General features: G+C 39.8%; 10 protein-coding genes and 1 pseudogene. 5 read left to right on the top strand and 6 right to left on the bottom strand.

Translation table 11 applies throughout. The features are described 5' to 3' along the window. The first annotated feature begins 279 nt into the window (after positions 1–279). Positions 280–1,671: a YjiH family protein gene (locus tag HRT96_RS00155; RefSeq protein WP_293150482.1), complete on the top strand. Its 1,392-nt coding sequence runs from the start codon at positions 280–282 to the stop codon at positions 1,669–1,671. A gap of 115 nt (positions 1,672–1,786) precedes the next feature. Here the strand turns inward: HRT96_RS00155 and dcd are convergent, their stop codons facing one another. The 3 genes and pseudogenes from dcd to apbC form a co-directional block, all read right to left on the bottom strand. Continuing rightward, a complete protein-coding gene (gene dcd, locus HRT96_RS00150) occupies positions 1,787–2,389 on the bottom strand; it encodes a dCTP deaminase (RefSeq protein WP_293150479.1) in 603 nt (200 codons plus the stop codon). A 30-nt stretch (positions 2,390–2,419) separates the two neighbouring features. Further along, complete coding sequence (gene udk / locus HRT96_RS00145) at positions 2,420–3,064, bottom strand: uridine kinase (protein WP_293150476.1); 645 nt, start codon at positions 3,062–3,064, stop codon at positions 2,420–2,422. 152 nt (positions 3,065–3,216) lie between these two features. Next, positions 3,217–4,296: pseudogene (gene apbC, locus HRT96_RS00140) on the bottom strand (iron-sulfur cluster carrier protein ApbC); the annotation flags it as partial. A 200-nt stretch (positions 4,297–4,496) separates the two neighbouring features. Here apbC and metG point away from each other — a divergent pair. From metG to cdd, 3 genes are all read left to right on the top strand, one after another. Beyond that, complete coding sequence (metG, locus tag HRT96_RS00135) at positions 4,497–6,560, top strand: methionine--tRNA ligase (RefSeq protein ID WP_293150473.1); 2,064 nt, start codon at positions 4,497–4,499, stop codon at positions 6,558–6,560. A gap of 111 nt (positions 6,561–6,671) precedes the next feature. Continuing rightward, complete coding sequence (locus HRT96_RS00130; protein WP_293150470.1) at positions 6,672–7,862, top strand: class I SAM-dependent methyltransferase; 1,191 nt, start codon at positions 6,672–6,674, stop codon at positions 7,860–7,862. A gap of 102 nt (positions 7,863–7,964) precedes the next feature. Further along, complete coding sequence (gene cdd / locus HRT96_RS00125) at positions 7,965–8,858, top strand: cytidine deaminase (RefSeq protein ID WP_293150467.1); 894 nt, start codon at positions 7,965–7,967, stop codon at positions 8,856–8,858. 99 nt (positions 8,859–8,957) lie between these two features. Here cdd and HRT96_RS00120 read toward each other — a convergent pair whose 3' ends face one another. The 3 genes from HRT96_RS00120 to HRT96_RS00110 all read right to left on the bottom strand — a co-directional run bounded on the left by HRT96_RS00120 (position 8,958) and on the right by HRT96_RS00110 (position 11,821). Further along, positions 8,958–9,944, bottom strand: a complete 987-nt coding sequence (locus HRT96_RS00120) for a GGDEF domain-containing protein (RefSeq protein ID WP_293150465.1) — start codon at positions 9,942–9,944, stop codon at positions 8,958–8,960. Positions 9,945–10,061: 117 nt separating this feature from the next. After that, positions 10,062–10,901, bottom strand: coding sequence for a 2OG-Fe(II) oxygenase family protein (locus HRT96_RS00115; RefSeq protein ID WP_293150462.1), 840 nt, complete (start codon positions 10,899–10,901; stop codon positions 10,062–10,064). A 242-nt stretch (positions 10,902–11,143) separates the two neighbouring features. Then, a complete protein-coding gene (locus HRT96_RS00110; RefSeq protein ID WP_293150459.1) occupies positions 11,144–11,821 on the bottom strand; it encodes a thiol:disulfide interchange protein DsbA/DsbL in 678 nt (225 codons plus the stop codon). A gap of 362 nt (positions 11,822–12,183) precedes the next feature. Here HRT96_RS00110 and HRT96_RS00105 point away from each other — a divergent pair, with 362 nt between their 5' ends. After that, positions 12,184–14,097, top strand: coding sequence for a methyl-accepting chemotaxis protein (locus HRT96_RS00105; RefSeq protein WP_293150456.1), 1,914 nt, complete (start codon positions 12,184–12,186; stop codon positions 14,095–14,097). Positions 14,098–14,355: the final 258 nt, after the last annotated feature.

The raw sequence follows: 14,355 nt of genomic DNA, 5'->3' as shown, positions 1-14,355 counted from the left end.
ATCCATATAATAAATTAAGTTTAAAAACGATTTATGCGAGCTGGCGCACCTAAAGTTCCATAAAACATTTTATTTTCATGATCCCTGACACGTGGTGTTAATAATATGTTTCTAACATGTATGTTCGCAGTTACTATCTCCGGCAATCAAGTTAAAGGTAGTTTAAAACTCCAAACGTTAGAGTAAAAATAGATATACAAATAGAAATGGAATATTTAGTGGCAACACTGTTATATCAATTTGATCCTCAGTGTTAGTCCTATAAAAGGGAACTATTTAATGAAAGATAATAATATTTACGCTGAATCACCGCGTGACATAAATAAAACAAACTCAAGTAATAAATCACTACTTCGATTTTTGTTACCCTCGTTAATCGGCTTATTTTTATTCATGACACCGGTTACCTATGAAGGTGACATGACAATTCCAGTCGCCTTATTAGCAAAATTGTTAATGGCAGCATTGGACGGTTATTTACTTAATATCATTACCGTCATCATTTCATTCATGGCTGTGGCATCCACATTAGCCGTGTTGCTTAAACCAAAATTTATTACTGAGCGTGCATTCTTCAAAGAGTTATTCATGCCAACACCACTTTGGCTAATCGTCAGAATCCTCAGCTGTGCTTTTACTATCGCAACTGTTTATCAAGTCGGTCCAGAATATATCTGGAATGAAAATACCGGTGGTTTGGTACTCAACGATTTATTACCAACCTTATTCGCAGTATTTATCTTTGCGGGCTTGCTGTTACCGTTACTGCTTAATTTTGGTTTACTGGAGTTATGTGGCGCGTTATGCACTAAAATCATGCGTCCTATTTTCAATCTACCTGGACGTTCTGCGGTAGACTGTATTGCCTCTTGGTTAGGTGACGGCAGCGTTGGTATCTTATTAACGGATAAGCAGTACCAAGAGAAGTTTTATACTCAACGTGAAGCAGCGGTTATTGGTACTACGTTCTCGGCGGTATCGATTACCTTTAGTCTCGTTGTGATTGCGCAGGTTAATTTAGAGCAATACTTTTTACCTTACTACATGGCAATCACATTATCAGGTATCGTAGCGGCGATCATAGTGCCTAAACTGCCACCACTATGTTGGAAAAAAGATATCTATATTGATGGTACACCAAAAAACCACGATTTAGAGTCGATCCCAACTGGACACACTGTGTTCTCATGGGGTATTGCCCAAGCCGTTGATAGAGCATCAAAAGTAACCTCATACAAAACAGTGTTTATCGAAGGTTTAAAAAATGCAACGCATATGGTGTTTGGTATCTTACCTGTGGTAATGGCAATCGGCACTGTTGGTCTACTTATCGCGGAATACACGTCGGTATTTGCAGTACTTGGTAAACCGTTCATGTATTACCTTGAATTCATGAACGTGCCAGAAGCGGCTCTTGCATCTGAATCGTTAGTGGTTGGTTTTGCGGATATGTTTGTACCAAGTATTCTGGCTACATCAATGGAAAGTGATATGACTCGATTCATTATTGCCGGTGTATCAGTATCGCAACTTATCTATATGTCAGAAGTGGGCGCATTACTGTTAGGCAGTAAAATACCCGTTAATATCGTTGACCTATTTATTATCTTCGTACTCCGTACAATCATAACACTGCCGATTATCACAGGTGTTGCACATCTAATCTTCTAAATTACGGTTAGCTAAGAAAACGTAAACAAAAAAATGCCCATCACTTTAACGGTGATGGGCATTTTTGTATTCGAATTAAGTCCAGTTAGCTACTCATTATATGACTGAGTAATCATTATGCACTTTGATTGCTATTATCGTCTTGGTTAATACGGCTTGTATCGGCACCATGTTGGTTTTTATACTTCGCATCTTTACGTTTATTGTAAGGACGTGCTGCCGGTGCAGTCAGTGTTTCAAAGTTTAACGCAGCAATGGTCATTTTAGGACGTAATGCTAGCGGCAATTTACCACTGTTATAAAACTCAAGTACGATACGACCAGACCAGCCCGGATCAATACGATGTGCTGTTACATGCACCATAAGACCAAGACGAGCGAGTGATGAACGTCCATCTAACCAACCCACGATATCCGCAGGCAACGTTACTTTCTCAAACGTTACCGATAAAGCAAATTCACCTGGGTGTAAGATAAATGCTTCACCGTCAGGTATTACGATTTCGTCGCTCATGACTTTATCAAGCTGAATAGCCACTTCTTCTTTAGGGCCACTCAAATCAATATAAGGCGCGTTATGAGCCTGAAACACTCGAAATTCGTTACCTAAAGTAACATCAACGCTTACGCCACTAATTTTACTTTGTTCAGGTCTTGGCTCTATAGAAATTCGACCATCATCTAAGTATTTTTCAATATCTGTATCGCACAGGCGCATGTTTTCTCTCTTTGAATAGGTGCTGTGTTATTAGTCGTTTAATAACTGACAAATTTTTGCTTTTAATGTATCAATCGCGAAACGGTTCTTGCCACCACGCGGTACAATAAGATCTGCATATTGTTTTGATGGCTCAATGAACTGTAAGAACATTGGACGAACCGTGTCATTGTATTGCTCAATTACCGATTCCATTGTTCTGCCGCGTTCAGCAACATCACGCTGTAAACGACGGATAAAACAAATGTCTAACGGGGTCTCCATAAATACACTTGCGTGAATAATTTCACGGATATTTGGATCTGTCAGTAATAAAATACCTTCTAAAATGATCACTTTCTTGGGTGTCAATTTAATCGTCTCAGCCAAACGCGTATGTTCTGTATAGCTGTACGTTGGAATTTCTACTGCCTTGCCGTCACTTAAATCCTGTAAATGACTGCACAATAATTTATGATCCATCGCTTGTGGATGGTCATAATTTGTTTTAACTCGCTCTTCCATCTCGAGGTGACTTTGATCACGGTAATAACAATCTTCAGTAATTATTGCAATTTGTGATTCGCCAAATTCTGCAACAAGTTCATTATAGATTGTTGACGAAAGTAAGCTTTTACCAGATGCAGAAGCACCTGCGATTGCGATGATCACACAAGAGTTAGATATATTATTCATTAATAAAATGATCCGTTGGGAGCCTAAGACGCCGCTATTATAGAAATTTATAGTCTGTCATTCTAGAGTAAACCGAAAAATACCTATAATAAGTTAGTAAATACCTCTACTAAACGAGTAAATACCTATAATAGCGCATCAAAGTACCTACATTACGTTAGCTTAATCGGTATCTCTGTTGATATAGTGTGCGTTTGAAAAAACATTTTACTCACAATATCATTTGCTAATTGTGCATAGATAGCTGCAAATTCAGAATCAGGTCGTGCCACAACCGTGGGGGTACCAGCATCAATATCCGCACGCAGGTCAATATGTAACGGTAGTTGAGCAACACATTCAGTGTCAAAACGAGCCGCCATTTTCACTACACCACCGCTACCAAAAATGGCTTCTTCATGACCGCAGTTACTACAGATATGGGTACTCATGTTTTCGACAACGCCCAATACTGGTACTTTAACTTGTCTGAACATGCTAATGCCTTTTGCTGCATCAGCAAGTGCAACATCTTGTGGGGTGGATACGATCAATGCGCCCGTCACTGGAATATTTTGGCTCAAGGTTAATTGAATATCACCCGTGCCCGGCGGCATATCGATAAATAGATAATCGAGTTCACCCCAATGCGTTTCACTTAACAACTGCATTAATGCTTTACTCGCCATTGGGCCACGCCAGATCATCGCTTGATCATGCAGGGCAATAAAGCCAATACTGTTAACCGCTAATCCATGTGCGTTAATGGCTTTCATGCTGTTACCATCGTACTGCTCTGGGCGAGAATCACTTACACCAAGCATTAATGGTATTGATGGCCCGTAAATATCTGCGTCCATGATACCGACTTTCGCACCCATTTTAGCCAATGCCAGTGCCGTATTAACGGTGGTCGTTGACTTACCTACCCCACCTTTACCAGACGCAACCGCAATTACATTCTTCACACCATGAATCGCAGGTGCGTCGTTACAACGGGCTAAGGTCGCAATGTCTAACGTTATCACCCATTCAATGCTTTCCACGCCTTTCATTAGCGCGACTTTGGGTGCTAACTTAGTTTTAACGTCGTTTTCAAAATCCAACGATGGAAACGGTAACCGTATCTGGATCTCAACACAACCGTCCTTGTTGCTAATTGTTTCTAATACATTACTGTCGCCAATATTTTTTAACCAATTTTTAGGTTGAAAAATACCAACGAGCCGAGTGATCTTTGCAATATCCATAACCGCCTCTTTATTTGAGCTTGTAAGTGTTTAGCTTTTAAGCATTTATACTTTATTAATCTACTATATCAATGATAAAGCAAAGAATCACAAATAAATACGCTAAAAACAGCAGGGTTTTTAGCCTAACATCTATGCTTTATAGGTCGTATCAGGTAACATCGGATAACTTTATTTTTAACCACAAGATGAATCAGATTTTTATGACATCAGAACGCAAAATCTTAGTAACAAGCGCATTACCCTATGCCAATGGCCCTATTCATTTAGGTCATATGCTTGAGTATATCCAGACTGACATCTGGGTTCGTTTCCAAAAGCAACGTGGTCACACATGTACATATGTATGTGCAGATGACGCCCACGGCACGCCAATCATGCTTAAAGCGCAAGAGCGCGGCATTACGCCGGAAGCAATGATCGCGCAGACTAAAATTGAGCATATGGCAGATTTTGCTGATTTCAATGTTGGTTTTGATAATTACCATTCAACGCACAGTGATGAAAACCGTGAACTTGCAACTATCATCTACACGCGTCTGCGTGACAATGGTCATATCAAAACACGTGTAATCTCACAACTATTCGATCCTGAAAAAGAAATGTTCTTACCGGACCGTTTTGTTAAAGGTATCTGCCCAGAATGTAAGAGCGAAGATCAAAATGGTGATAACTGTGACGCTTGTGGCGCAACGTACTCTCCAACGGATTTAATCTCGCCAAGATCAGTTGTGTCTGGTGCCGAGCCAGTGCTTAAAGATTCAGAGCATTATTTCTTCGACTTACCTGCATTTTCTGACATGTTACAAACATGGACACGTTCGGGTGCCCTGCAAGATGAAATCGCCAATAAACTCGCTGAATGGTTTGAAACAGGCCTGAAACAGTGGGATATCAGCCGTGATGCACCTTACTTTGGTTTCGAGATCCCGGATGCACCGGGTAAATTCTTCTACGTTTGGCTAGACGCACCAATCGGTTATATGGGTAGCTTCAAAAATCTTTGTGATCGTCGTGACGATCTTGATTTTGACGAGTACTTCAAAAAAGATTCAACGACTGAACTTTATCACTTCATTGGTAAAGACATCGTCAACTTCCATAGTCTATTTTGGCCAGCAATGCTTGAAGGCACGGGTTTCCGTAAGCCAACAGGTGTGTTTGCACACGGTTTTGTTACTGTAAACGGTAAGAAAATGTCTAAATCACGCGGCACATTTATTATGGCGCGTACTTACCTAGACAACCTAAACCCAGAATACCTACGTTATTACTACGCAGCAAAACTAAGCAGTAAGATTGTTGATTTAGATTTGAATCTAGAAGATTTTGCACAGCGTGTAAACTCTGATGTTGTGGGTAAAGTAGTGAATCTTGCCAGCCGTACGGCTGGTTTCATCTACAAACGTTTTGATGCAAAACTAGCAAGCGAAATTTCAGAACCTGCATTATTAGCTGAATTCGTTGCTGCTGGCGATACTATTGCTCAATACTACGAAACGCGTGAGTTTAGCAAAGCGATCAAAGAAATTATGGCACTTGCTGATAAAGCAAATGCATACATTGCAGACAAAGCACCGTGGCAACTTGTTAAGCAAGAAGGCTGTGAAGCAGAAGCGCATCTTGTTTGTACTATGGGCATCAATTTATTCCGTATCCTATCGGTTTACTTGAAACCTGTACTACCAGATATGATTGCTGAAGTTGAAAAATTCTTAAATGATGAATTCAACTGGGATAGCTACAAAACAGTATTAACAGACCACGAAATCAACAAGTTTAAACCGTTAATGCAACGTGTTGAAATGGACAAAGTTGAAGCCATGGTTGAAGCATCTAAGCAAAACTTAGTGGTTGCTGAAAAAGAGAAAGAAGTAGTTGTTGAAGAAACACCTATCGACCTAGCTTCTGATAAGCACCTTAAAGATGAGCCAATTGGTGAAATGATCGCATTTGATGATTTTGCTAAAATTGACTTACGTATTGCTAAAATTGTAAAAGCTGAACATGTTGAAGGCGCTAAGAAACTACTTAAGCTAACCTTAGATGTGGGCGGCGAAACGCGTCAAGTATTTGCTGGTATCAAATCAGCTTACGAGCCAGAGCAACTTGAAGGTCGCTTAACGGTTATGGTTGCTAACTTAGCACCACGTAAGATGAAGTTTGGACTGTCAGAAGGTATGGTACTTGCTGCAGGCCCTGGCGGCAGCGATATCTTCGTACTAAATCCGGATGAAGGTTCTGAACCTGGCATGCGCGTAATGTAAGACGGTTTAGTCATAAAAATAGTGTTTCATCGCTATTATTATCGCTAACTTTAAAGGGACTCGCACTGAGTCCCTTTTTATCTATCTACTATAGAAGAATAAGAGATTTAAATGACAGCTCAAATTATCCTTGCGAAAGGCAAAGAAAAAGCACTTAAACGTAGACACCCGTGGATCTTCTCTGGCGCAGTTTCAAAAGTGAAAGGCGAAGCAGCCGCTGGTGAAACAGTTGATATCATGAGTGCGGGCGGCGAATGGCTAGCATCTGGTAGCTACTCTCCAGAGTCTCAAATTCGTGTACGTGTGTGGCATTTCGACCGTGGCGTAGAAATCGATCAAGCATTCTTTGAAAAGCGCATCAAACAAGCACAATCATTACGTGATGAGTTAATCGCAGAAAAAGGCCTAACTGGCTACCGTTTGATTGCAGCAGAATCTGATAGCCTTCCAGGTATCACAATCGACCGTTATAACGATTTCTTAGTATGTCAGTTATTATCTGCCGGTGCTGAATTCCACCGTGACACACTGGTTGCAGCATTAAGCGTACTTTACCCAGAATGCAGCATCTACGAACGTTCAGATGTAGCAGTACGTAAAAAAGAAGGTCTAGAACTAGTAAAAGGTGTTCTGAAAGGTGAAGAGCCACCTGAAGTGGTTATCATCGAAGAAAACGGCGTTAAAATTGAAGTTGATATTAAAGGTGGCCACAAAACTGGTTTCTATCTTGATCAACGTGATAACCGTCAAGCTGCTGCAAAATATGCAAAAGGCAAAGACGTACTTAACTGCTTCAGCTACACTGGTGGCTTCGGTGTTTACGCACTGCAAGCTGGCGCTAAATCAATCACTAACGTTGATTTATCACAACCTGCGCTAGACATTGCAAAACGTAATATGGAACACAACGGACTAGACCTTTCGAAAGCTGAGTTCGAACGTGCTGACGTATTCAAAATTCTACGTAAATACCGTGAAGAAGGCCGTACATTTGATACTATCATTCTTGACCCACCTAAATTTGCAGAAAACAAAGCGCAAATGAAAGGGGCTTGTCGTGGTTATAAAGACATCAATTTTGTAGCAATGCAAGTACTTAAGCCAGGCGGCACACTGTTAACATTCTCATGTTCAGGCCTAATGGAAGACGGGTTATTCCAGAAAATTGTTGCTGATGCAGCACTGGATGCAGGTAAAGATGCTTATATCGTTGAGCGTTTATCACAAGCGGGTGATCATCCAACGGCTAGCTTCTATCCAGAAGGTTATTATCTAAACGGTTTAGTACTAAAAGTTTTATAATTTAGAGCTCTATCCTTGTAATAAATCGGATTTAGTTGCAAAGTGGCACTCAGATAGAATTTTATTCTCTATTCAGTGCCACTTTTTAACAAGGCCAATTTTATGAAAGAAAAACTCCTTACCGCACTTCCGTGCTTACCTGAATCACTTCAACGCCATGTTCACCCTATCATCACCAACCCTGATTTTAAGGGTGTTATTAACGCTGACGATGTCGACTTATTACAACTGCATTCTGCACTCGAAACACCTGCGCTATTACTGAGTTTATTACCCCTAGCTGCCGCCTATTCTGTTGCACCTATCTCAGACTTCAATGTTGGCGCAATTGCACGAGCTGGATCGGGTAACCTATACTTTGGTGCCAATTATGAATTTACTAATCAAGCATTATTCAACAGTGTTCATGCTGAACAAGCAGCCATTAATAATGCCTTTAGTCATCATGAATCTGCTATTTTAGACATTACGGTCACCGATAGTCCTTGTGGTCACTGTCGTCAATTCATGAATGAGTTACACTGTGCACCCGAGTTAAGTGTCAATTTAAAGGCAACAGGGATAAAAACCTTAGCGACTTTACTGCCCGATTCTTTCGGTCCAATTGACTTAGGTATTAGCGAATCACTATTAGCAGCTAAACCGGTTAATTTAACTTTGCAACAACCAAGCGACTCAAGACTGGTACAAATGGCACTCAAAGCAGCAAACGACAGTTATGCGCCTTATAGTCATTGCCATGCAGGTATTGCGTTAAAAACAACAACGGGTACTGTGATTGCCGGCCGTTATATTGAAAATGCGGCTTTTAATCCGTCACTATCACCACTACAATCCGTATTAATTAATTTAAATTTAGCTGGGTTTAGATTAGCTGATATTGCCGCGATGATCTTAGTTGAAAAAGCAGAGACTAAGATGAGTCACGCGCAAGCTACGCAAGTACTTGTGTCTGAAATCGGTGTTGAAAATTATCAGCATCTATATGCACATTAGATGAAAATTAAAAGCATCCGTTAGTTCATGTATAAAATAATTAACTGATGCTTTCTTCTGGTTTAACCTTTTATTTAACTTCATATATTAAAATTAGCTTTATTTAAACAATTCGTGTTCATGCTCGACACCATATTCAAGGTGATGTTGGCCCTCAATTTGTTTAAAGTTTGTTACCTTGTTTCTCCCTGAACGTTTTGAGTCATACAAGGCTACATCAGCTTGCTGCACGAGTGTTGATAATATCCTGCCACTCTCTAATTCTGTAAAACCTATACTGATGGTAATAGTCCCAACTTGTGGAAATATATGCTGCGCGATCATCCCCCTTAACCGCTCCAATATGAGTACTGCTGTATCTTCTGCTGCACATTTAAACAACACCGAAAACTCTTCACCGCCATAGCGAAAAATATAATCTTGACTACGAAAGTTGGTTTTAATTAAGCGCGCGATTAAGATTAACACCTCATCGCCAATGACATGTCCAAACTGGTCATTCACCTGTTTAAAGTTATCAATATCTAACATACCCAGATACCAAGCACAGTGCTCACCAATTTTCTCGCGGTGATCATGACCAGCGATCACCTCCATCAACTTACTCTCAAAGGTTTGTCGGTTAAGTAATTCAGTCAATGGATCAAGTCTATTTTTAAACAGGACATGGCGTTGATTGGCATAAATGTGTAATACATTAACAGCCGTGCCAAATTGATTGGTATCTAAAATCTCTTCCTTTGTATGCACGGCAACAACAAAGCCAATTACCGATTCACAATGACAGATTGGGATATAGCTGATTCGGAGTTGTGAGCACAGACAGGTATGGATCTTATTATCTTGTAATTTAAGATATAACGAATCAATATTTTCAGGCGTAAAGTCTTGCTCGGTTAAATTATCAGTAATTAAGGTGATGTTCTGCTCTTTTAGCGCGTTTTCCCTCACAAACACTGCAATTTTCTGCGTTTGTAAAATAGCTTGTAACGAATCAATGAGTCTAACGTCAAGTTGCGCCTCATCTTCCGATTCGGTTAATGAGATAAACCATTCATGCGCACAACCATTAACCGATTTTAACATTTACTCATACCCTTTAAACATCATTAATACAGAGAGTTTAGTAAACAAAACATAAAATTGAGAACAAAAAAAAGCGCATAAATGCGCTTTGATGAGTAACTGTAATCAGCATAGACGTTACAGCACGCCTAATTCACGTAACCTTTCCGTTAAGTACTCATCGGCAGTGTAACGTTCTGATAATACAACGTCTGCTTTAGGGTGCAGAAATAGCGGTAACGAAACACGCGCTTTAGTCATGTCTGCACCTTCAGGGTTAATAACGCGGTGCGTTGTTGATGGGAAATAACCACCTGATGCTTCTTGAAGCATATCACCGATATTAATAATGATATTACCAAAATCGCTTGGTACGTCTAACCAGCTACCATCTTTATTTAGTACTTGTAAACCAGGTTCGTTAGCCGCGGGCAGCACTGTAAGCATATTAATGTCTTCGTGTGCAGCAGCACGGATAGCGCCTACTTCTTCATTACCTGTCATTGGTGGGTAATGTAAAACACGTAATAATGTACGCGAACTGGCTTCAACCATCTTTGATAATGGCATGCTGTATTTTGCAGATACGTCAACTGGTGAGAATTCTTCCACCCAATCCAGTAATTCAGCGGCTAATGCATTGGCTTGCGAGTAATACGCGAGTATATTTTCTTTTAATGACTCAGGAATACGACCCCAAGTATATACATGGAAATACTCTTTAATATCTTTAACACTGTGGCCTTTTGCGGTTTCAGAGACAGTTGCAGGGAAAAAACCATCTTGCGTTTCAGGTTTAAACAAGAAATCGTGTTTTTCTTCGGTTTCAAAGAATGCTTGCCATTCAGTGTAAATAGCTTGAACTAACGCCGGATCAATCGGATGATTAGTTAATACGCCAAACCCTGTGTCACGAAGCGATTTTACAAACGCTTCACCGCAATTTTCAGCACGGTAATCAATTGCTGCTAATGTCATGTTCATAGTTCTTTGTTAAAAATTTCACGAATAATAAAATTCATTAGATATAAAGTCTACTGTTAAAGCTGAGTTTAACCATATAATTTATCATTTGATCTACACATATCGTTATTTACGTTCACAAACGATACGATCTACTTTTGAATGAAAGTTGATATAGAAAAGGAGCGGGACACACTCATCACTGTAAATAAACAAGTATCGCTCCTTTCAGGATTAACAAATAAGATGTATTACGCTTATTTATCTAAACGGTTCAGATAAGTAATCGTTGCAGCTAAGTCTTCTAATGTTTTATGTGCGCTAGAGTTAACCAGGTATTTTCCTTGTACGAGAAAAGCAGGTACAGATGAAATATTAGCGTTCGTTACAATCGTTTCTGCTTTAATCATGGCTTGATAAACCGCTTCGTGCTCTGCTTCGCTTAAATCAATTGGGCTTTTCATGTTGTATGTTGCGAAGATGGCAATCATCTCAGCTTTTTTCTGTGCAAGTGTCATCGTTTCAGCAACGTCTTCAGTCTCTTTACCTTTACCATGATCATGCTTGTCTGCACCAGCACCACTTTGGGTATAAGTAAACAAGTCAGTCATCATCTCATGGCTAGGTTTACCGTTATTTTGATTCGCTGCTGCATAGTAAACATAAGCAGAGCGCTGCGCACTTTTATTAAAGGTTACGTGGGTTTTAGCAATCTCTATTTTAGTCATATCTTCAATTGCAGGGATCATGGTTTCCATGTTCTTACAATTACCGCACGCAAGAGAAAAGATTTCGACAACATCAGGCAAGTCAGGCATTGGCGTTGGAATAACAGCGTATTCATTCCCTTCTTTTGGATTATTGTCTTCGCTGCAACCAGCAAGCGCAAACAATGACACAAAAACGAATAACAGCGGTTTAAAAATAGATTTCATAATATAGAGGACCATTAGTTGAAAATGAAGATAGATGTTAAAAAGCACGAGATCCTATAATCTATTGTTAGTAGTGTCGAATAAGATTACCTTGCTTTACTTTCACCATGATATAGATCAATTATGCTAAATAAGTATAACAACTTTAAACTGGTCAAGGCGCCATCCACTTCCGTTGGGTATATTAATACTTAATGATTAGAAGCATTCTATTTATGTGACGAGCATCACTTATTGGCCATTAAAGATGTGATGTTACTATTTCCTGCCGATAAGCTAATACGAATGTAATTGCGATAGTGTTATCGCTGTGTAATGCGAGTATCCACTCTCGAATTAATTTATAAAAAGGATGTACCCACGTGAATTTTTTATCAAGTTTCAAAGGCCGGATAATTACAGTAATTATGTTACTGCTCATCACGACGCTTGCAATATCAAACTTTCTTTCTTATCGCCAAATGTCCGCGTTAATTAAAGATGATATAGATAAGTACTCAACCCTGAAAGTCAGTAGTACATCCGAATCAATTAACGCTTGGTTTCAAACCATCAAGGACGGTTTGATCGGGACGGCTCTCGATTTTTCTGTAGCACGTAACGATGACCAGATTATTTTAATGGTGCAGCAAATCAATGCATCAACAAAAGCAACAGACATACTAGTAGGTTTTGAAGATGGCCGTTCTTATAGTGCGACGAGCGGAAAACATGACGCATCGGAATACGACCCGCGTGCACGAGGTTGGTATGAAGAAGCCAAACGTCAAAGAAAAACAATTATTACGCCTATGTATAAAGATGCATTTACCAACAATCTATTGGTAAGTATTGCCGAACCATTTTACCATAATGGGCAATTACAAGGTGTATTACTTGCTGATATCGAATTGAACGTGCTTGAAGATATCGTTAAAGCTTCTGCATTTTCTAATGCGACCACAAGTTTGTTTGATGAACAAGGTACGATAATTGCGTCTACAGATGCCATCGAAAATCCGGGGAAATCAAAACTTGCCGATAACGCTGCATTTACACAGTTACAGCAAAACATGTTAGCGGAAGAAACAGGTAAACTCGCTCTTTCAGTCAATGGTAAAGAAAAGATCAGCTATTTTGAAGCTGTTAAGCTTGATAGCCGATTAAGCTGGCATATAGTGGTAACGCTAGATAAAGACGCGCACCACGCCGTCATTACAGACAGCTTTAATGATTCATTGATCACGGCTGTTATTTTAATTCTTATCGTGTCGATATTAGTATACATTTGCCTTAATAAACTTTACCAACCCATTATTGCATTAAAATCAACAATTCAAGATCTCGCACAAGGCAACGGCGATTTAACTCAGCGATTGGAAGTAACAAGTAAAGATGATTTAGGCCAAATAGCCGAAGGCGTAAATACCTTTATTAGCAACCTACAGTCAATAATGTTAGAAATATCACAATCAACAACGCATATTTCTACCGGGATTGAACAGTTACGTTCTCAAACAGAGCACAATAACGCCGTATTAATTGATCATGCAAGTGAAACCGACCAGGTTGTTGTTGCAGTAACAGAAATGAGTTCGACGGCTGACAGTGTGGCTCAAAGTGCTGCGCAAAGCGCAACCTTCACACAAAAATCAACCGATGAGGCTCACCAATCCAAAACAGTAGTTCAAGGTGCAGTAAACGGGGTTGCAGACTTAGTAAATGAAGTTGAAGCAATGGCTCTCAACATTCAAACGATGAATGAAGATACCCATAAAATTAGCAAGGTATTAAGTGTGATTGGTGAGATTGCAGATCAAACTAACCTACTGGCACTAAATGCAGCGATTGAAGCGGCACGTGCTGGCGAACAAGGCCGAGGCTTTGCGGTTGTTGCCGATGAAGTTCGAACGTTAGCCGCAAGAACTCAGCAAAGCACTTCAGAGATTAACGAGATGCTAACCCGCTTACGCAATGGCGCTGATACCGTTGTAAAAGCAATGGACGCAACGAAATTGAGCTGTCAGCAAACAGCTGATACAACGGCAAGTGTCAATGTCAGTCTTGATTCTATGACGAATTCAGTGATGCAGATTAATGATCTCGGTATTCAAATTGCAACGGCTGCTGAAGAGCAAAGCTCAGTAACAGAAGAGATAAACCGTAACATGACAATGATTCAAAGCATGGTTTCTCAGTTAACTGAAAATGGCAAAAAAACCATGGACAGTACGCATACGCTTGCAAGTTCGAATGAACAATTAGTCGCGATTGTTGGACAGTTCAAACTAAACTAAAATAAATTGATTCAATGTAGGTCTTTATCGCTTTAAAGGCCTACATCCTAGCCAATCTTCCCAGTAATATTTATTTTCACTCGTAGCTAACAGATTCAATTTTATGACGATAACCTCTATTCAATGACCGAAGAGATAAATCGTAATATGACCATGAGCCGAAGCATGGTTAATCAATTAACTGAAAATGGCGAAAAAACCATGGACAGTACGTGTCATCTAGCAAGTTTCAATGAACAATGATTGGCCATCGCCAGC

The organism is Moritella sp. (assembly GCF_013215705.1).
GTDB lineage: Bacteria > Pseudomonadota > Gammaproteobacteria > Enterobacterales > Moritellaceae > Moritella.
Note: the sequence above shows the minus strand (reverse complement) of the source record. Positions and strands in the feature narration are given on the sequence as shown.

Excerpts from the sequence above, each read along its gene's own strand:
- HRT96_RS00155 (WP_293150482.1), top strand. The coding sequence starts at position 280 with ATGAAAGATAATAATATTTACGCTGAATCACCGCGTGACATAAATAAA.
- dcd (WP_293150479.1), bottom strand. The coding sequence starts at position 2,389 with ATGCGCCTGTGCGATACAGATATTGAAAAATACTTAGATGATGGTCGA.
- udk (WP_293150476.1), bottom strand. The coding sequence starts at position 3,064 with ATGAATAATATATCTAACTCTTGTGTGATCATCGCAATCGCAGGTGCT.
- metG (WP_293150473.1), top strand. The coding sequence starts at position 4,497 with ATGACATCAGAACGCAAAATCTTAGTAACAAGCGCATTACCCTATGCC.
- HRT96_RS00130 (WP_293150470.1), top strand. The coding sequence starts at position 6,672 with ATGACAGCTCAAATTATCCTTGCGAAAGGCAAAGAAAAAGCACTTAAA.
- cdd (WP_293150467.1), top strand. The coding sequence starts at position 7,965 with ATGAAAGAAAAACTCCTTACCGCACTTCCGTGCTTACCTGAATCACTT.
- HRT96_RS00120 (WP_293150465.1), bottom strand. The coding sequence starts at position 9,944 with ATGTTAAAATCGGTTAATGGTTGTGCGCATGAATGGTTTATCTCATTA.
- HRT96_RS00115 (WP_293150462.1), bottom strand. The coding sequence starts at position 10,901 with ATGACATTAGCAGCAATTGATTACCGTGCTGAAAATTGCGGTGAAGCG.
- HRT96_RS00110 (WP_293150459.1), bottom strand. The coding sequence starts at position 11,821 with ATGAAATCTATTTTTAAACCGCTGTTATTCGTTTTTGTGTCATTGTTT.